Below are 17,359 nucleotides of genomic sequence, written 5' to 3'. Positions count from 1 at the left end.
TCATGGGACAGGCCCCGAGCCCCCATCCCCGCTGCGACCCGAGCCCCGACCCTGAGCCCTGAGCCCCCGAGCCCCCAGCCCCCAGCCCCGAAGTGATCTTCTACCAGGGCCCCCGACCGCCTGTAGACGGGCACGGGTTCGCCGGAACGGCGGCTTGATCTATCGACCGGCGTGGCGGGCCGAAAGGGCGTTGAGCAGCGCGGCGCCGGTCTCCGCGTCATCGACGCTCACGGCGAACTCCGTGCCCTTGGTCGGACGGATGACCAGGCACTCGCCGGCCCGGAGCATCACGGTGGTGCCCAGGCCGCTGATCCGGTAGCCCCAACCGCCGACCTGCGCCGGGGTCCGCTTCTCGGCACGCGCCGAAACGATGTCCTGAGCCGCCCAGCGCCGCACCGGCCGACCAAGCGGACCGAAGGCCACCTCCAACCCGGACTCCGTCACCCGCGCCTGTACCGAGGCGCACGACAACGCGAGAACCGAGGCGATCGCGAACGGGGCGATGAGCGCCCACCGCAGGCCGATGAGGCCACCCGCGCCCGCGAGTAGGGCGGCCGCGGCCACGAGGCCGGTTAGAGCCGCTGTCAGCTGCAGCCAGGGGTTCGCGGTACGGGAGAGCCAGACGCGGCGCGCACCCTCCGGGACCTCCATGACTTCGCCGCTCACGCCCTGTTCGGCGTGGACCGGGAGTGCCACGCGCCGTCCGGCCCACCATCCCAACACGCCGGCGGCGACGGCGACCACCGCCGTGACGGCCATCCCCGTGCCCACCGAACCGGCATCCCGCCAATCGGCCCGGTCCAGATTGGCGCGGACGATCGAAGCCTGGGCGCCCGCCAGAGACACGCCCCCGGACAGCAGGGACACCCCGACCCCCGCCGCCGCGGGCGCACCTCCACGCCGGCCGACCAGGGCCATGGAGAGCGCCAGAACCGCCCAGACCAGCGCGGGGAACACGGCAGCCGCCCACAGGGGCATCGATCCGTCGGGAGCCTCGCCGTCCCAGTGGGTGGCGAGGCGCCCCGGCAGCCGGCTGCTCGCGGCCGGCGGAAGCCCCGCCAACACGGCCGGCACGCCCACCACCCAGGCCGCCGCTCCCCACCGCGTGCCCCTCGTCCGCTTCGTACGGTCAGTCACGAAAGCCCCCTGATCACGTCAATGAGATCGTTCCTGCTGTACCCGAGGTGCGCGGCATGGACTCCCCAACAGCCCGCCCGCCGTTGCCCCGTCGCACCGTTGCCCGAAGACGGAAGCACCGGCTGGTGACGGTGTCCTCGCAGACCGGGACCGCCGGGCCCACGGCAACGTCGCGCGCCCCCCGTCCTCTTAGAATGCTGCCATGCGGCCAACCCGTGTCCTTGCTGTTCTGCTCGCCACAGCCGCCCTCGCCGCAGCCTGCACCCAGGACGGCAGCAGCCGGACCGGGGAGTGGGAACCCGATGACGCGCTCCAACGGGTCCAACGAGCGTTGGACGCCGATGACGCCGACACCACCCTCATTGCCGAGGCGTCCAAGTTCGTCGTTTCCGGGATTGACCAAACCCTCGATACCCCTGGTGAGAAGCCCTACCGCTTCGACATGGTCTGCGACAGCAACAGCGTGCCGACCATCAACCTGACGCTCACACGCGGCGGGACCACACGGACTTTCGAAGTCCGCTGCGGAGGCAGTCAAGCCGTACGGTTGAACGTACCCGCAGGACAGCCCTTCGTGGCCGAGGTCCCTTCGATCGAAACCGATCCTCCACCGAGCGGCGTCATCGTGTGGAACCTCAGCACCCTCGCACCACCGGACGTGCAGGGCTGCCCGGACGACATCCAGGGCTGCGAGCCTTGGCGGACGGAGCTCCACGGATCGACTCGCTGAGGAGTCGGGCGACGCAGCGCCCTGAACAGGGTCCACGCCTCCGCACACCTCTGTGCCCGCAGCCCCGACGGGAGGGCGGGATCGGCCGGCGCTGCGGTCGGTGAGAAGGCTTCCCGTACGATCCGACGCACACGCGCCGGCAGCCGCCTCAGGACGGCGCACCGGCGCGGGGGTTCGGGCCGTTCACCCGGGACGCTCAGTCGGCTCGTGGTGCCCAGGCGGCGGCATGTGCGGAGGCGGTGCGTCCGCAGGACCAGGCCACCACCACACCGCATACGGCGACCACGGCGACACCCGTACCGAGCAGGGCGGTGGACATCCAGCCGCCCTTGCCCAGGTTGATCATCAAGGAGCCCAGCAGGGCTGCCACGCCCGATCCGACCGCTCCGACGACGCCCAGGGGCAGGGCGAGGTTGTACAGGGCGATCCGCCGGTAGAAGCCCTGCCCGGTCTGGTGGACGGCCAACGGGCCGAGGGCCTGGGACTGTTCGATGAACACTCCGGCGGCGCCGAGGGCGCCCGCCGCGGCCAGGGCGGCGATGCCGAGGAGCGCGAAGTCCAGCAGCCATCGCACCTGGGCCGCCTGGGCGGCCGAGCCCAGATACCAGGACTGCCCCGGCCGCGCGGTCATCGGCCCGATCAGATGCCGGTAGCCGGCCTGCTCGATCGCCTGCACCCCTGACGTTCCGTCACGGTTGACGACCAGGAATCCGAACAGTGTTCTGTCCCCTTCGGCGGGGGCGGCGCACGCGCACACCGTGACCGGCGGGCCGGGCAGCATCTCCGTCGTACCGAACACCTCCCGCCCCAGCGGGGACAGGCCGGTGAACACTCCCTCCACGCTCACGGGTTCGAGGGGGCACCGGATCATGGCTCCGAACGCGGCCAGCGCGTCGCAGGTACCGGTGACCCGCAGTCCCTGACGGCCGGGCTCGGGGGAGTAGCGCACCACCCGCTCGGCGCCGACGGCCGCGACGAACCCTTCGGCGGTGGCGGGGACGTTGCGGGACCTGACCTGGACCAGCATGCCGTCCCCGGCGTGGAAGCGGGCCCGGGCCGCCTCGGCGGGGCCGGCGAACTGAGTGGTGATCACCTGTCCGATGACCACGATCCCGAGGCCGACGACGAGCGCGGCACTGAGTCGGGCCAGGGCCTGAGGCCGGGCGGCGAGCCATCGGCCTGCGACGATCATCGCCGGGTCCCCGCGTCGGCCACCACTACGGGCCAGCCGGGCACCGATGACCCGGGCCAGGCGAGCCGTCGCGTAGGGAAGGACGATCAGCGCGGCCATGGCCCCGACCGCGAAGCCGACCTTCCCCACCGTCCCGCGGTGCTCCGACCCCCACGCGGCCACCGCGACGGCGCCCACGAACACCACACCCGGCCACCGGCCACCGGTCGCCGGGCCCGAACGGGCCGGCGTCGACCCCGTACGCCGACGGTGCACGAGGCAGCCGGCCACACTCAGCGCGAGCAGTACGAGGAACGTCCCCGGCGCGCACACCGGAAGCCATCCGAGCGCCGCCCGAAGGTCCTCGGCCCACACGCGGTAGCCGGTGAACGGCAGCGTCAGGGACGTCACCGACACGGTCGCCGCCAGTACGCAGGCGGCCAGGATCCCGTAGCCGAGCGGCCGGGCCGCTTCCGCCGCCACCACCACGGCCCTGCCCCGTACCGGGACGCCGAGAGCGTCGAGGAGCAGCAGCCGCCGCTCCCGTACTTCTGAGCGGCTGCGGGCGGCGACCAACACGAGCGCCATCACCGGTAGGCCCGCGACCAGTGCCACGATCAGGTCGAGCTCGGCGATCCCCCGGTCGAACTGGTGGGAGGCTACGAAGAACGAGCCGTGTTGACGGGCACCGAACGCGCCGATGAAGGACGTGGGTTCGTCGACCTCGTCGAAGAAGCCGTCCAGGGGCGGGTTGACGTACGCCACCAACTCGACGCCGTCCGCGAGACCCGCGGGCGCGATCCTGCCCGCGAGCTGCCCGTACCGGCCGGGAGCCACCTCGGCGAGGGCGGGCGACAGGTAGGCCTCCCCGGGCCGGGGCCAGCGCGGGAGGCCGGGCGGAGGCGCGATCGCGGACCCGAGCGGTCTGACGTACACCACGGAGACGGCACGCTCACCCACCTCGTCGGGCCGCTCCCACCAGCGGGCCCGGGCTTCGGCGGCCGCCACGGGCACCGGGTTGCGGGCGGTCATGCGGGCGTCCCGCCGGTCGTGAACGGTGTGCGCGGCCACCACGGCCCACACCGTCGTCAGCGCGAGCAGCGCGGCCATGAGGAGCGCTGCCCGATGCGGCGATCCGCCGCGGGTACGGGCCATGCGGAAGCCCAGGGACCACAACAGACGCGTGCCGGATCCAGCCGTGGACCTCACCGGGCACCTTCCAACTTGCCGCCGGCCAACTCCAGTACCACGTCCGCGCGTTCGGCCACCGACGGGGAATGGGTCACGACCACCAGCGCGCACGGCCGCTCCGCGGGTACGGCGAAGAGGAGCTCGGCGACCGCATCGGCGGCCTTGCCGTCCAAGGACCCGGTCGGCTCGTCGGCCAGGACCAGACTCGGAGAGCCGATGAGCGCCCTGGCCACGGCCAGCCGCTGCCGCTCGCCACCGGAGAGCGTGGCGGTGGGCGAACCCCTGAGGCCGGCGAGGCCGAGCTCGCCGAGCAGCGACTCGGCACGCGCATACACCTCCCGGGGCGGCGCTGACGACATGAGAGCGGGCAGGGCCACGTTCTCCAACGCCGTCAGTTCGGGCAGTAACTCGCCGAACTGGTAGACCATCCCGACGTGCGCCACCCGCAGAGCGGCACGCCGGGAGGACGAGGCCGCGGTGACGTCGTGTCCCGCTATGACGACCTTCCCGCCGGTGGGAAGGGTGATGCCGGCAACACAGTTCAACAGGGTGGACTTGCCGCACCCACTGGGCCCGGTCACGGCCACACTCGTACCGTGAGCGACATCGAGGGAGAGGCCGTCGAGGAGGGTCCGACCGGCGACCTGGTAGCGCAACTCCCGAGCCGAAAGGGCCGGGATGGTGGAGGTGGATGAGGGCACGGTTGCTCCTTGCACACACGAAAGGGACCCGCGACGGGGGGATTCATCGAGCCGCTCGGGCTCCGCCGCCACGGGCCGGGACGGAAGCAGCAGCGGTACCCCCAGCTCGACCGAGCGTCCGGCGCGTCAGCACGTATCCGATGCGCCTGGCGACGGTAGAACCTGTCCGTCCGATGGTTGGCGGTCTGCTCGCAGGTCCCCCTCCGGCGGTGGACGACAATTCCTCCCGGCCCCTGGTCACGGTAGTGGGGATCAGCCCCACAGGTACGGCGAGCAGCCTTTCTGACCAGGGATTCCATGCGGGACAGGTCCTCCTCCCGCGGTGTTGCCACCCCTACGAGGCGGGCCCCACGGCCGCGACGGCCGGCGGGGTGCGCAGGCCGGCGGGGTGCGGGGGCCGGCCCACCTGCCGGTTCCGCCGCCCGTTCGTCGGCGATGACGGCCGGCCGGCGTCCGCTCTCGTGCGACTACGCTGGTGGAGCTATCGCACGTGAACGAAGGACGCACATGGCTCGCCCCTACAAACCCGGACCGAAACAGTTCGTCTTCGCCGTCGGTGATGGCAACGACGAACAGGTCTCCGTGGGCGACCCTCAAGAAGCCTACGTAGCCTTCTCCGCGTTCTTCCGTGGTCGAGACGCCGACGCCTACACCATCAGCGACGAACCGTCGGGGCAGAGGCTGGTCCTCATGCCCGGGCAAGGCCTGATCTCCCGGATCAAGGACGCCGACCCGCCCCGGTCGGAACACCTCCAGGTCGACAGGGGCAACCGCTACCTTCCGAGCGCGATGCTGTTCTTCGAGAACGGCTACGCCGGCCTCGACCGCTTCGGCCAGTGGTTCTCCGACCTCGCCGACCTCGACGCGTCACCGGAGGTGCGCGGCGCCGCCCGCGCCGCCACGATCACGACGGAAGCAGCGGCGATGGAAGAAATCGCCCGGATCTGGGCGGATTCGGGCTACGTGGACCCGAGCGACCAGTACTACGTCTTCTTCGACTCGCGCGGTGTCGACGACGACCGAGCCGACCGGGCCGTACTGCTCAAGTTGCTCGAGTTCCTCGGTGTCGAACGGGTCGACGCCCCGGCCGAGGCCGCCGAGGGCGAAGTCTGGGTGCGCACCGACGCACGCCTCGACGCCGAATGCGCACGATGGTCGTGAGCAGCGTGTACTGCATGAGCTGTGTGAACTGCGTGAGCAGCGTGTACTGCGTGTACTGCGTGAGCAGAGGCTGCGGGACGGGGCCGCGCCATCGCCGTGATGCCGGCCGTCGCCGTGTCGGGGGAGCCTGAGCCCGTGAAGGACATCGTTTTCACGCGGCGGAGCGGCTGGATCCCGAACGTGGTCCGCGAGGACGGCGAGCTGAAGTTGACGCTCGGCGCCGGGGCCGACGCCAACCACGAGCCACGCACGTTCACGTTCCCGATCAGCGAAGCCCATCTCGCGGTGATCCGGGAGGACTTGGCCAGACACCTACTGCTGTGGAGTGCTGTCCTCCCGCTGTGCGACGCCGCCGGAACCCGGGGCCGGCTCGACGAGAACGCTGCCGTCGCGCTCCTGGACCCGATCCTCCTTGCCGCGCCCGCCGACGTCGACGCGCTCTTCCAGCGCATCCCTTGGGACAGGAGCCGGCTCGTCGCCCACGGGGCCGACATCGCTCTCCTGGAGCGCGGTCAGGTGTGCGCGGCGATGCGCGCGGCGACCGAGACGTCGAACGGGAAGCGCGCTCAGGAGTACCACGCGGACCGCCGGCGTGCCGAGCGCGGAACCGTACTCGGTCCACTCGACGCCGCGATCCTGAGGTATACGGGCCAGTACGCGCACGGCGCGACGGTTCCGAGGCGACTGCCCGCTGCCGTCGATCCGGCGCTGCTGCCCGAGGTCATGAGGGTGATCGCCACTGCGGAGCGGGCGTGCGCCGGCCTGCGGATCGGTCGCGATCCGCGACGGGGAAAACGCGCCACGGACAAGCGCGACTGGGCGCACATGGAGACGACGGTCCAAGCGGCCGTGCGCCGTGCACACCCCGAACTCGCCGATGACGCGGTGCGTACCGTGAGCTTCCTGATGTGCTCGGAGGCCGCGGACCGTTCCAGGAACACACCCATGGAGGACGACGACGAGCGCGCGGCCGGCCACCACCACGCCGACTCCGTCGGGAGCGCGAGAAAGACGGCCCTGTCGTTCACCGACGACAAGGGCGTCGAGAAGAAGTGGCGACGGGACGGGCCCCGCAGTGCCGCCGCGGAGTTCTGGGAGTTCGTCGGCGATCGCTCCGCCGCGGACAACGAGGTGTTCACCATCGAGGACGAGGAGAGGGGCGAAGGGATCCAGCTCCACTTCTACGCGGACTCCCTCGCCCGGATCACCACGCTGCGCGAAGGCGACGGCACGTCGGATCCGGAGTACCGGGTCGAGTACACCCTGGTCGACGGGATCGGCGGGTACCGGAACCTGGTGAGCGCCTTCGCCCGCGGCGGCTGCGCCGCACTCGAACAGCACGGTCCCTGGATGTCGGACGTCGCCGAGTTCGAGCGCGCCCGCCGCCGGCGCACCGCCCGGTAGCCCAGCGGAAGCCCGCGCACGCGCCGTCGGAAGAACCGCACCAGGAGATTGCCCGGCTGGCCGTGACCGGCGTCGATATGCCGTGGAGGCACGCCGAGTCGACGCGCTGCCCGGTCTCGAAGAGTTCCGTCCGCTCTTCGGTGAGCAGGAACGTGCTGTCGACGAGGAGGACTGGCCGCGGGCCGAGGACTGCTACGACGGTGTACTACTGGGTGCTGCCCGAGGCCCTGGCCCCGCCGTCCGCGCTGCTGGGGATTCCCGCCGTGCCCGTGAAGGCCGGAGGATGAGCGCCCGGGCGCCGCTGCTCCGGCGCACCCTCGTCTCCGTCAACAGTCCGCCGAGAGGGCGTCCGCGAGGAGTTGTGCCGTGAGTTCCACACAGCGCATCCGGGCGGGGGAGAAGTCGTAGGGCATTTTGGTGATCGCTTCGCAGACGCTCATCCGTTTGTCCTCCTCCCCCTTCAGGTCGGCGTCGTAGATCTCGAATAGCTGCTCCTCTTCCGCATCCAGCCCAGCTGCCTCGCCGGCCCGCTCCAAGGCCATGTGATGGGCGCATCGCCGTACCGCGACTTCTTCGACGCGTGGGTCGTCGGGATCGACGCCGTCGTCGAGGGCGGCCTCGGCGGCGTCGAGACGGTCGTCCTCGGCCCTCAGATCGGGGTGGGTGGCCAGCACGATGAACACGCCGGCTTGGACGGCGGCGCCCAGCGGACCGAAGACCCGTTCCGTGAGCAGCAAGGCTTCCAGGTCGGAGGGGCGCAGTGCGCCCGGGGGCAGGTGGCCGAGCCGGTTCGTGACCAGTTCGGAGAGCAGTCCCAGTGGGCTGCCCGCCGCCAGCAGCCGCTGGACAGCCGCGCGCCGGCGTTTGATTTCGGCCTCTCGCGCCGCCAAGGTTTCCTCCAGCCTGTTCAGGATCTCCTCGATGTCCCCCGCTTCGTCGAAGGCGGCCCGCATGTCGTCCAGGCTGATGCCGACCGCTGTCATCTTGCGGATCCACAGCAGGCGGATCATGTCGTTGTAGCCGTAGCGGCGGCGGCCGTCCCCGCCTCGCTCCGGCTCCGGCAGCAGGCCGATCTCGTGGTAGTGGCGGATGGCACGTGGGGTGGTGTCGGCGAACGCGGCCGCATCACCGATCTTGACCTGACGGGGAGGCGCGATGAAGGGGTGCATCGGACGGAGCCTTTCGAGCGGGAGTACCTCGACCACATCACATGCCGCTACGACAGGTGCAACAACATCGCCCGCCTGAACCGCCGCCACCCAAAGGCGGCCCCCACGGCGCGGTTCGCCGAAGAGCGACGGGCGGCGGCCACCCGCGCCACCCCCTGCATCAGCCACCTTTCACCCGACCCCCGACGAGATCGGACGCCGGGTACGCACCCTCCTGGCCGAACTCGCCGTCCCGATCACCCGATAGCGTTGCTGTCCCGATGATCTGCCGGAGGGGGAAACGGTGAACTGGTCGTCCGCGCTGCTGGGATGTGCCGCCGGGCTCGTGATCTCCGTGGTGACGGCCCCGGCGGGCGTGTCGGGCGCGGTGTTCCTGCTGCCCGTCCAGGTCAGCTTCCTCGGCGTCCCCTCTCCGGCGGTGACGCCCACCAACCTGCTCTACAACGTGGTCGCCGGGCCCGGAGCGCTGATCCGGCACGCCCGCGGCGGCCGGCTCGGCGGCCCGCTGACCCGTCTCCTGCTGGTCGGCACTGTCCCCGGCGTCATCCTCGGCGCGCTGATCCGGGTGTTCGCCGTCCCCGGCCCCGCCGTGTTCCGGGCCTTCATCGCCCTGCTCCTGCTGCCGCTCGGTCTCTGGCTGTGCTGGCGCACCCTGCGCCCGGCACCACCCGCCCGGGCGGCCCGGCCCCTGTCGGAGCGGGCAACCGCGGCCCTCTCGCTGGCGGTCGGGACCGTCGGCGGGATCTACGGCATCGGCGGTGGCTCCCTGCTGGGCCCCGTCCTCGCCGGCCGCGGACTACCCGTCGCCCAGGTCGCGCCCGCCGCCCTCGCCTCGACCTTCGTCACCTCGGTCGTCGGCGCCGGCACCTACGCACTGCTCTCCCTCACCACCGAGGGATCCATCGCCCCGAACTGGCCCCTCGGCATTGCCTGCGGCATAGGCGGCCTCGCCGGCGGCTACCTCGGAGCCCACCTCCAACCCCACCTCCCCGAGCGCTTCCTGCGCTACCTCCTCGGCCTCCTGGCCGCCGGCATCGGCACGCTGTACGCCGTCCAGTCCCTCACCTGACCTGTACGTCGCCCTCAAGCAATGGGGCGGCCCGGCCATACGAACCGACACGCTCGCCAATCGCCTACCGGGCCGCACTCCGCCTCGCCGACGTCCTCATCCCGGCCCGGCGCGGACCGACGAGACAGAACCCAGGGCGCGTCGACCGACGGACAGGTCGGAAACCGCAGCAGGGCGATCCCGCGTCCCTGTTGCTCGTGATCATCATCATTGCGCTGACGCTGGCGCTGGCAGGATTCGGCTCCCTGATATCGCTCGCCATCCACGCCGCCACGGCCGTGCGGCTGCGCTCGGCCGCACCTGTCCTGCACGCCTGGGTGTTCACGCAGGTCGCCGTCGCCGCGCTGTTCTGCGCGGGGCTCGCGTTCGTGTCCGGGCACATGACCGGGTTCAACCCCCCCGATCCTTGGGCGGTCTGCAACAGCCAGGTGAGCCGGATGTTTCGGGACCCGTCGACGCCCGAGAGCCGGCTCGTCACCCGGTCGGTGCTCCCGGTGTCGGTCGTCTGCGAGAAGTACCCGGGGGACCCCGACGCCACCGAACAGGTGCCGAGCTGGATCAACGCCGCCATCTTCACCGGCGGCGGCCTCGCGCTGGGGTCCGCAGCCACGGCCCCGTTCACCGGGGTGCTACGACGCCGTCTGTGCCGGCCGGAGCCGGCGGCGACCTGACGGGTCCGGACGGCCAGGATCCGCGAGCCGGGCGAGGTTCGGAAGTTCCCGGCCGCGACGGTCACCGCGCAGAAGTGCACGGAGGTCCGCGACCTCCTCCTGCTTCCGACGGCCGGCGAGCCCATCCCCCCATGTGCCGGCTCCCGGCATCACCGGCTTGGCCCCGTACGCACGCCTCCTGGAGCACGTCGGCGCAACGCTGACACGACTGGCGGACAGCCCGGACGCGGATGCGTCGTCCCCATGCCGGACGGCGGAGCTCTCGGCCGGTACGGCAGCGTTCGATCGCCATCGCCCCGACAAGGAGCAACCGGGTGCTACTCCTGGGGGTGAGAGCGTGCCGGCCCGGCAGGTGTCGTAGGTGAGGGCGGTCGCGGACGAGCGGCTGCACGCCACCGTCGCGGGAGCCGCTCGCCGAGCGGGTGCGGCTCCTTACGTGCGGCGGTCGGCGGCGTGGTCGCATCTTTTGCGAACGATGCGCAACCGTTGCGCCGTCCCGCATGTCCCAGCATGCAGGAGCGACCAACTCCCATGACCACCACCAGGGGGAAACATGAAATTCACCCGTCCCGTCGTTACCACCACCGCATTCGCCGCCCTGGCCCTCGGGGCCACGACCGCGCTGGCGGCGCCCGCCAGCGCCGCGCCCAACACCACGCCGCAGAAGGTCTGCGGGAGCGCCTACAAGACCGTGAACTCGGCTGCCATCGGCTCGCTGGGCACCGTCTACCTGACGTACAACGCCTCGACCGGCAAGAACTGTGTCGCGACCATCCGCAACAACCCGGGTGCGGCCGTGGACATGGCCCTGTGGATCGAAGTCAACGCGACCTCGGCGCGAGGCGAGGACTACGGCCGGTACACGTCGTACGCGGGCCCGGCCTACGTGTACGGCAAGGGCCACTGCGTGGACTGGGGCGGGGGCATCAGCAACGTGCACGTGCAGGTGTACAACTCCAACTGTGGCGCGCGCAAGGAGCACCGGGTCACCGAGGTCCGCTGACCCGAGCTCCTCCTGACCGCGACGTTCTGTGCCGACGTGCCGTCGTGCGGTAGCGCGGTCGCGCGGTCGTCGGGGGGCATGACCTACCACCCGACGACCGCACGGGAACCCCCGTGCTCCGGCTCGCCCCGGCAGACTCGCCGAGTCTGCCGGGGCGAGGGCGCGTCCGGCCTCCTCCCTCGGGTGCGCGGCCGTCCGGCCGGCGCTCGGCCGCAACCGCCCCGGGGAAGCCCGGGGATGTGCGACATCCCGTGGGTTGCTCTGATCTTCTCTGTGTGCCTGGTCCAGGGACTGGGCGAGAACCACCAACGGGACTGCGAACCGGCGTTCTGGCGTGACGACACCACGCTGGTATGCGACTACCCCCTTAGCAGATCTGCTGCAGCCCCCGATGGTGTTCGATGGGGGCCGGTCCCTGAGGTCTGAGGCGGGTACGGGACCTACCTGGCGACCACGGCCTGGCGGCAGGTTCGCCTCGCGGCCGGTGATCCGACCCATCCGGGCGAGGGGGCGGCACGGACATCCTGATGCGTGGCGACGAAGCCGGACTCGGCGCGTCGCGGCGCTGGAACGCGGCACCGGCGAAAACTCGACTGCCCCGGCAGAGGTTCTCCAGTCTCCCCGAATTCGATCCTTGCAGATCGGGGGAGCGGGGGTGGCTGCCGCTCCGTTGGAGGTAGCCGGTTCCCGACCGCGTCGCGGCAACCACCCCTGCCATGGTTCGGATGCCCCGAAAATCCTGGCTTTGACGGGCGAGATCCGGACATAACTGTGGGTCCCTCCCGAGGGAAGGACCCACAATGACGCGCCGCTCAGCCCGTCTACCAGCGGTACCAGCGGCCGCTACCTCCCTTGGGGCGGGCGACGAAGCCGACCAGCCACAGCACCAGGACGGCGATGGCGACCCACCAGAGGATCTTCACCGCGAATCCGGCACCGAAGAGAATCAGGGCGAGCAGAAGAACGAGAAGCAGGGGAACCATAGTTATTACCTCCGAGACGCCTTCTGTCCGGCACCTGCCAGACCATGCGTGCGGAACTTACTTTCTTCTTATCGGTGCAGGCGGGCAATGGAATTCGCTGCCCGCGCGGTTCCCTCGCCCAACGTCCGGCCAACCACGAAAGCGCGGAGACCGTTTTCCGCCCCGGCCCCGGCGACGCCGTCCTCCCCTACACCGACTGCCGGGCCTGCGACCGGCTCGCCCGGCACCACGGCACCGAGGGCGGAGTCGGGTTGGTGTGATCTTGATGAGCGGATGGTTGTGTCCGGGGGTGAGGGCGGGCAGCGTGGTGATTGGTTTGGACCAATTTCGTCGTATGTCGAGGAGTGACCGGTGAGGACACCGACGTCGGTGCGGTGCTGCCGGACGCATACGGTGTTCGGGTCATCGTCTGCGTCGGCGAGTTCGACGCCGACACGGTGCGGCCGCTGGACGTGGCCGCCCACGAGGCCCTCGACGACCCGGGGGTACGCCGCCTCGTCCTGGACGTCTCGACGGTCACGTTCGCCGATTCCTCGGTCCTCTACGTGCTGCTCAGGACATGCCGGAGCGGCCGCCTGGTCCTCGCCGGGCCGGTTCCCTCCCGGCTGGAACGGCTCTTCGACATGACCGAGGTCGCATCCCTGTTCACCCTCGTGGACGGCGTGGAAGCCGCACGTTCCCTGTAGAGCTGCGCGCCGCCCGTCAGGCGTCCCGAGGACGACGAGCCGCTGGACCCGAGCCGGCGGCCCATCGATAGCGCCCACGACCGCTTCGAGCCCAAGGGCGTACCGCTGGCCGCCTGGCCTGACGACCGGACGGTCCTCTACTGGTGGCGATACCGGAACACCGGATTCTGGCGTCCCGCCCCGTGACGTCGTCACCCAGCCTGCTCGTCGAGTCGATGAAGGAGCCCGTCGAAGACCTGCTCGGGTGCGTCGTGTCGCCCACGTCGATCGCGATGGTCCCTTCCCGCACGCCACGGTACGGGCGGCGCTGTCGGCCGCTGGGGCGTGCGGGCCCGGGGAGACCGCTCAGTGTTCTAGGGCGTTCTTGAGCTGTTGCTTGGTCATCGTGGAACGGCCTTCGATGCCGCGCTTCTTCGCCTCCTGGTAGAGGTCGTCCTTGGTCCGCTCCGAGGACCCCGCCGACTTCTGGCCGCCGCGCTGGGAGGCGGACTTGCTCGGCGTGGAGCTGCGGCCGGTGGTCTTGCTCTCCCCGGAACGGGCGCGTTCCTTGTTCACGGTGCGGGAGGCCATCTCCTTCGCGCGGGAGTCGGACATGCCGCGCTCCTCGCCGGACTCCTTGATGTGTTCGTACTGCCGTTCACGCTTGGGACTCGATCCGCGAGGCATGAGCTGCCCTTTCTGATGGGGGAGGGGGCCAGGCCATCGTGTGCGCATCCGGCCCGGCGCGCATCCGGACGGCCCCCACACCGCCGGTCAGGGAAGGGGGTTCCCGCCGGTGGCGTTGACGATCTCACCGGTGATGAAGCTGGCCGCCGGCGAGGCGAGGAAGACGTACGCGGGCGCCATCTCCACAGGCTGCGCGGGCCGCCCGAGCGGCGACTGCTGGCCGAACTTCGTTGCGTCGGGCATGGTCGCGGGGATCAACGGGGTCCAGACCGGGCCGGGTGCGACGGCGTTGACCCGGATGCCGCGCTCGGCCAGCATCTGGGCCAAGCCGTGGGTGAAGGAGATGATCGCGGATTTCGTCATGGCGTAGTCGAGCAGGTGGGGACTGGGCTGGTAGCCCTGCACGGAAGCCGTGTTGATGACCGAACCGCCGCTCGGAAGGTGGGCCAGCGCCGCCCGGGTGAGCCAGAACATGCCGTAGAGGTTGGTCTTCATGACCCGGTCGAACTGCTCGGTGGTGATCGCCTCGATCCCGTCCGGCTGCGACATCTGGTAGGCCGCGTTGTTGACCAGCAGGTCCAGTCCGCCCAGCTCGCGCACCGTTCGCTCGACCAGGGAGGTGCACTGGGCCTCGTCGCGGATGTCGCAGACGACCGAAACCGCGGTGCGGCCCGCCTCACGGACGAGCCGTGCGGTCTCCTCCGCCTCCTTCGCCTCCTCGGGCAGGTGGGTGAAGACGACGTCGGCTCCTTCCCGGGCGAAGGCGAGGCAGACGGCCCTGCCGATGCCCGAGTCCCCACCGGTCACGAGCGCCTTGCGGCCGGCCAGTAGGTCATGACCGCGGTAGGAGTCCTCGCCGTGGTCGGGGCGCGGGTCCATGGCCTCGGTCGAGCCGGGATGGTCCTGGTTCTGGTCGGGGAACGGCGGCCTGGGGTACAGGTGCACCGGATCGGCGAGGCGCTGAGCGTGGGGGGAGGAGGTCATCGGGGGGTGCACCGTCCTTGTCGGGTCGGGTCGGGTCGGGTCGGGTCGGGTTGGGTCGGGTCAGGTCAGGTCAGGTCGGTCCTGGCCGGTTCGGTGCGGCTGCCGTCAGGATGACGGCGGGTAGGCCGCGGCCTTCAGGCGGCGAGCGAGGTGCGCGGTGTTCGCGGCGAGGGTCTTGGTGGTCGCGGCGGTCTTCTCCGGCGTCTTGTCGAGGTCCTGGTAGTCGGTCCCCTGCATGGCTTCGCCAACCCAGTAGGTGACGGCGTTCGGCGCCATCGAGAAGCCGCAGTCGTTCAGGCCCTGGAAGAGTTCGGCGCTGACGTGGTGGGCACCGTCCTCATTGCCGACGACGCACACCGCGGCGGCCTTGCCGTAGGTCAGCATCCGGCCTTCGTCGTCGCTCTCCGAGATCTCCGCGTTCAGGCGTTCCAGGACGAGCTGGCAGGTGCTGGCAGGATGTCCGAGCCAGATCGGGGTCGACAGGAGCAGGATGTCGCAGCCCAGGATCGTGTCGCGGATCTCCGGCCAGGCATCACCGTCCCCCATGTCGGTCTCCACGCCGGGCTTCACGTCATGGTCGGCGATCCGGATGACCTTGCCGGTGACGCCGTGCTCGGCGAGGGCGGCCATCGTCTGCTCGGCCAGCAACTGTGAGCTGGACGGCTTCGGCGAAGGGGAAAGCGTGCAGACCAGCGCGACGGCGCGCAACGGGGTGGTTTCGGTGGTGTCCATGCGGTCCCGCTACCCGGCATCTGGTCTGGTATCCCACTTTTCGCCCCAGTACGGGCCGGCCGGAGCCCAGTACGGGCCATCTGGCCGAGAGCTCACGCTCTCGACCGACCACGGCCCCGGTCGCTCCGTCGCGGATGCGGGAGGAGCGCCGGTGCTCGTCGGCCTGGGCCGGGCCTACTGGTCCGCGCTGGGGACGGCGAGGGGGTCGGTGGGGGCGGTCTTCTTGGCCGTCTCCATCTCCTCGCCGAGTTCGGTCAGGCGGTTGCGGCCCATGGCCTTGCGGACGTCGGGGAACCACTCCTTCTCTTCTTCCTCGACGTGGTGACGGACGTTCTCCATGAGGACGGACATCTTGGCGTCGAACCGCTCGTCGGCCGCGTCGAGTCCCTTGAGCTCGGACAGCATCCACAGGACGACGTGGTGTTCCTCGACGCTTTCGAGAACGTGGTCCTTGGTGTCAGGCGCGGCCTCACGGGCGGCCGGGTAGAAGATCTTCTCCTCGATCCAGGTGTGGGTGGTGAGCTCCTCGATCACCTGGTCCACGATCTTGCGCTTCTCGCCGTGTGCCGTGTCCCCGGCCTTCTCGAACGCCTTGAACAGCTTCTCCACCGTCTTGTGGTCCTCTTTGAGCAACACGATTCCGTCCATGGCACTTCCTCACGCCGCTGGTGCGGGGCGACGTGCGTCACCCCGCACCCGTGTGCCCCGAACGCTCCCGAAGTAGCCACGAGGAGGCTGCGGATAACCCGGAAGGGCGAAGGACAGGCGGTGCACGATTGAGCGCGCCTCATCGGGATTGCCCGACCCCGCCATGGCCATCGCCGTCCGCCTCCTGCCCGCCGTACGTGACACCGCCAGCCGGTCCGCCTCCCTTCGTGGAGGCGGTTATCCGGCACGCTGGGTGATCGCTCCGGCCTGGGCGGGTACGGCGGGCAGGGGGACGGTGCAGGACGCGCAGCGCCGGGCCTGCGCCGGGACGGGGGTGAGGCATTCGGGGCAGTCCCGCTTGGGGGCCTGGACGTCATGGTGCGGGGCGAGGCGCTCGTGCAGCTTGTTGATGGGCAGCACGACGAGGAAGTACAGGGCGGCGGCCAGGAGCACGAAGCTGATCGCCGCGTTGATGAAGGCGCCGTAGGGGAACTGGGTGGCGCCCACGGTGAACGTCTTGCGGTTCATGTCGCCGGTGACGCCGGTGGCCAGGCCGACCAGCGGTGTCAGGAAGGCGCCGACGAAGCCGTTCACCACGGCGGTGAACGCTGCCCCGATGACGATGCCCACGGCCAGGTCGACCACGTTGCCGCGCAGGATGAAGCTGCGGAAGCCCTTCACCTTCTCACTCCTTGAGGTTTCGATGTCGACGGACGGAACGCGCTGCGCGCTGCCGGGGGCTGACAAGGGTCAGGCAGCGGCCGGGAAGGCGTGGGAACAGTGGGGGGCCGCGGGGACGGTGGGAATGCTCATCCGGCGCAGGAGGTCCCGAGTGGTCCGCAGGTCCAGGGTGCTGCACCAGGAGAGGCCCGGGTGGCGGGAGCGCAGGTGCGAAAGCGCCCGGTTGGCCAGCCCCGAGCTGCGGAAACGCTCGTCGATGACGAGGGCGGTGATGACACCCCGGGCGCAGTCGGAGCAGGCCCGGTAATGGACTTGGCCGACGACTTGGCGGACGTGGACGAGGAGCAGGCATTCCTCGCCCGGCCCGGAGTGCTCCGGGATGTGAGTGGAGAGGAAGTCGATCGCCCGGTACGCGAGGAGCCGGCGGCGCAGGCGGCTGGTGAAACCGACTCGGCGGGAGTGCTTGGCGCCGACTTGCCCGCGTGGCGGGGGCGGGGGCGGTGTCGGGGCCGTGGGGGCCGGGCCGAACACCGTGCTCGTGGGGCGCGCGTGTTGTCCGTGCATGGGGTCTC

Annotated in this window: 18 protein-coding genes; 7 read left to right on the top strand and 11 right to left on the bottom strand. The window is 70.7% G+C overall.

Going from position 1 to position 17,359, the window contains the following annotated elements; translation table 11 throughout:
- Positions 1–159 precede the first annotated feature (159 nt).
- The gene (locus AB0D46_RS29905; RefSeq protein ID WP_362882041.1) at positions 160–1,137 is read right to left on the bottom strand and encodes a DUF1648 domain-containing protein; all 978 of its coding nucleotides are present in this window, start codon (positions 1,135–1,137) and stop codon (positions 160–162) included.
- A 202-nt stretch (positions 1,138–1,339) separates the two neighbouring features.
- On the opposite strand from AB0D46_RS29905, the gene AB0D46_RS29900 reads away from it, so the two are divergent.
- A complete protein-coding gene (locus AB0D46_RS29900; protein WP_362882039.1) occupies positions 1,340–1,867 on the top strand; it encodes a hypothetical protein in 528 nt (175 codons plus the stop codon).
- Between the two features lie 196 nt (positions 1,868–2,063).
- Here AB0D46_RS29900 and AB0D46_RS29895 read toward each other — a convergent pair whose 3' ends face one another.
- Positions 2,064–4,247, bottom strand: coding sequence for a hypothetical protein (locus AB0D46_RS29895; protein ID WP_362882037.1), 2,184 nt, complete (start codon positions 4,245–4,247; stop codon positions 2,064–2,066).
- Complete coding sequence (locus AB0D46_RS29890) at positions 4,244–4,930, bottom strand: ABC transporter ATP-binding protein (protein ID WP_362882035.1); 687 nt, start codon at positions 4,928–4,930, stop codon at positions 4,244–4,246. The genes AB0D46_RS29895 and AB0D46_RS29890 overlap by 4 nt, the downstream gene beginning before the upstream one ends.
- A gap of 507 nt (positions 4,931–5,437) precedes the next feature.
- Between AB0D46_RS29890 and AB0D46_RS29885 the strand changes: the two genes are divergently transcribed.
- Complete coding sequence (locus AB0D46_RS29885) at positions 5,438–6,091, top strand: hypothetical protein (protein ID WP_362882034.1); 654 nt, start codon at positions 5,438–5,440, stop codon at positions 6,089–6,091.
- A gap of 135 nt (positions 6,092–6,226) precedes the next feature.
- Positions 6,227–7,495: a DUF6357 family protein gene (locus AB0D46_RS29880; RefSeq protein ID WP_362882032.1), complete on the top strand. Its 1,269-nt coding sequence runs from the start codon at positions 6,227–6,229 to the stop codon at positions 7,493–7,495.
- Between the two features lie 326 nt (positions 7,496–7,821).
- Here the strand turns inward: AB0D46_RS29880 and AB0D46_RS29875 are convergent, their stop codons facing one another.
- Positions 7,822–8,664, bottom strand: coding sequence for a MerR family transcriptional regulator (locus tag AB0D46_RS29875; RefSeq protein ID WP_362882031.1), 843 nt, complete (start codon positions 8,662–8,664; stop codon positions 7,822–7,824).
- A gap of 283 nt (positions 8,665–8,947) precedes the next feature.
- Here AB0D46_RS29875 and AB0D46_RS29870 point away from each other — a divergent pair, with 283 nt between their 5' ends.
- From AB0D46_RS29870 to AB0D46_RS29860, 3 genes are all read left to right on the top strand, one after another.
- Positions 8,948–9,733: a sulfite exporter TauE/SafE family protein gene (locus tag AB0D46_RS29870; protein WP_362882029.1), complete on the top strand. Its 786-nt coding sequence runs from the start codon at positions 8,948–8,950 to the stop codon at positions 9,731–9,733.
- 197 nt (positions 9,734–9,930) lie between these two features.
- On the top strand, positions 9,931–10,404 hold the full coding sequence (locus tag AB0D46_RS29865; protein WP_362882027.1) for a hypothetical protein: 474 nt from the start codon (positions 9,931–9,933) through the stop codon (positions 10,402–10,404).
- Positions 10,405–10,957: 553 nt separating this feature from the next.
- Complete coding sequence (locus tag AB0D46_RS29860) at positions 10,958–11,407, top strand: spore-associated protein (RefSeq protein WP_362882025.1); 450 nt, start codon at positions 10,958–10,960, stop codon at positions 11,405–11,407.
- Between the two features lie 821 nt (positions 11,408–12,228).
- Here the strand turns inward: AB0D46_RS29860 and AB0D46_RS29855 are convergent.
- Entirely contained in the window at positions 12,229–12,390 is a 162-nt protein-coding gene (locus tag AB0D46_RS29855; RefSeq protein WP_053676175.1) for a hypothetical protein, read from the bottom strand.
- A gap of 344 nt (positions 12,391–12,734) precedes the next feature.
- Between AB0D46_RS29855 and AB0D46_RS29850 the strand changes: the two genes are divergently transcribed.
- Positions 12,735–13,076: an STAS domain-containing protein gene (locus tag AB0D46_RS29850; RefSeq protein WP_362882023.1), complete on the top strand. Its 342-nt coding sequence runs from the start codon at positions 12,735–12,737 to the stop codon at positions 13,074–13,076.
- A gap of 345 nt (positions 13,077–13,421) precedes the next feature.
- On the opposite strand, the gene AB0D46_RS29845 is transcribed toward AB0D46_RS29850, so the two are convergent.
- From AB0D46_RS29845 to AB0D46_RS29820, 6 genes are all read right to left on the bottom strand, one after another.
- Positions 13,422–13,742: a plasmid stabilization protein gene (locus AB0D46_RS29845; protein ID WP_362882021.1), complete on the bottom strand. Its 321-nt coding sequence runs from the start codon at positions 13,740–13,742 to the stop codon at positions 13,422–13,424.
- 87 nt (positions 13,743–13,829) lie between these two features.
- Positions 13,830–14,726: an SDR family oxidoreductase gene (locus AB0D46_RS29840; RefSeq protein ID WP_362882019.1), complete on the bottom strand. Its 897-nt coding sequence runs from the start codon at positions 14,724–14,726 to the stop codon at positions 13,830–13,832.
- Positions 14,727–14,831: 105 nt separating this feature from the next.
- On the bottom strand, positions 14,832–15,458 hold the full coding sequence (locus AB0D46_RS29835; protein WP_362882017.1) for an NAD(P)H-dependent oxidoreductase: 627 nt from the start codon (positions 15,456–15,458) through the stop codon (positions 14,832–14,834).
- Between the two features lie 174 nt (positions 15,459–15,632).
- Entirely contained in the window at positions 15,633–16,106 is a 474-nt protein-coding gene (locus AB0D46_RS29830) for a hemerythrin domain-containing protein (RefSeq protein WP_362882016.1), read from the bottom strand.
- Between the two features lie 237 nt (positions 16,107–16,343).
- A complete protein-coding gene (mscL, locus tag AB0D46_RS29825; protein WP_362882014.1) occupies positions 16,344–16,787 on the bottom strand; it encodes a large conductance mechanosensitive channel protein MscL in 444 nt (147 codons plus the stop codon).
- Between the two features lie 69 nt (positions 16,788–16,856).
- Entirely contained in the window at positions 16,857–17,351 is a 495-nt protein-coding gene (locus AB0D46_RS29820; protein WP_362882012.1) for a hypothetical protein, read from the bottom strand.
- Positions 17,352–17,359 lie beyond the last annotated feature (8 nt).

It is taken from the genome of Streptomyces sp. NPDC048383, assembly GCF_040651775.1.
Lineage (GTDB): Bacteria > Actinomycetota > Actinomycetes > Streptomycetales > Streptomycetaceae > Streptomyces.
The sequence above is the reverse complement of the archived record's forward strand: the minus strand, read 5'-3'. Positions and strand labels throughout refer to the sequence as shown.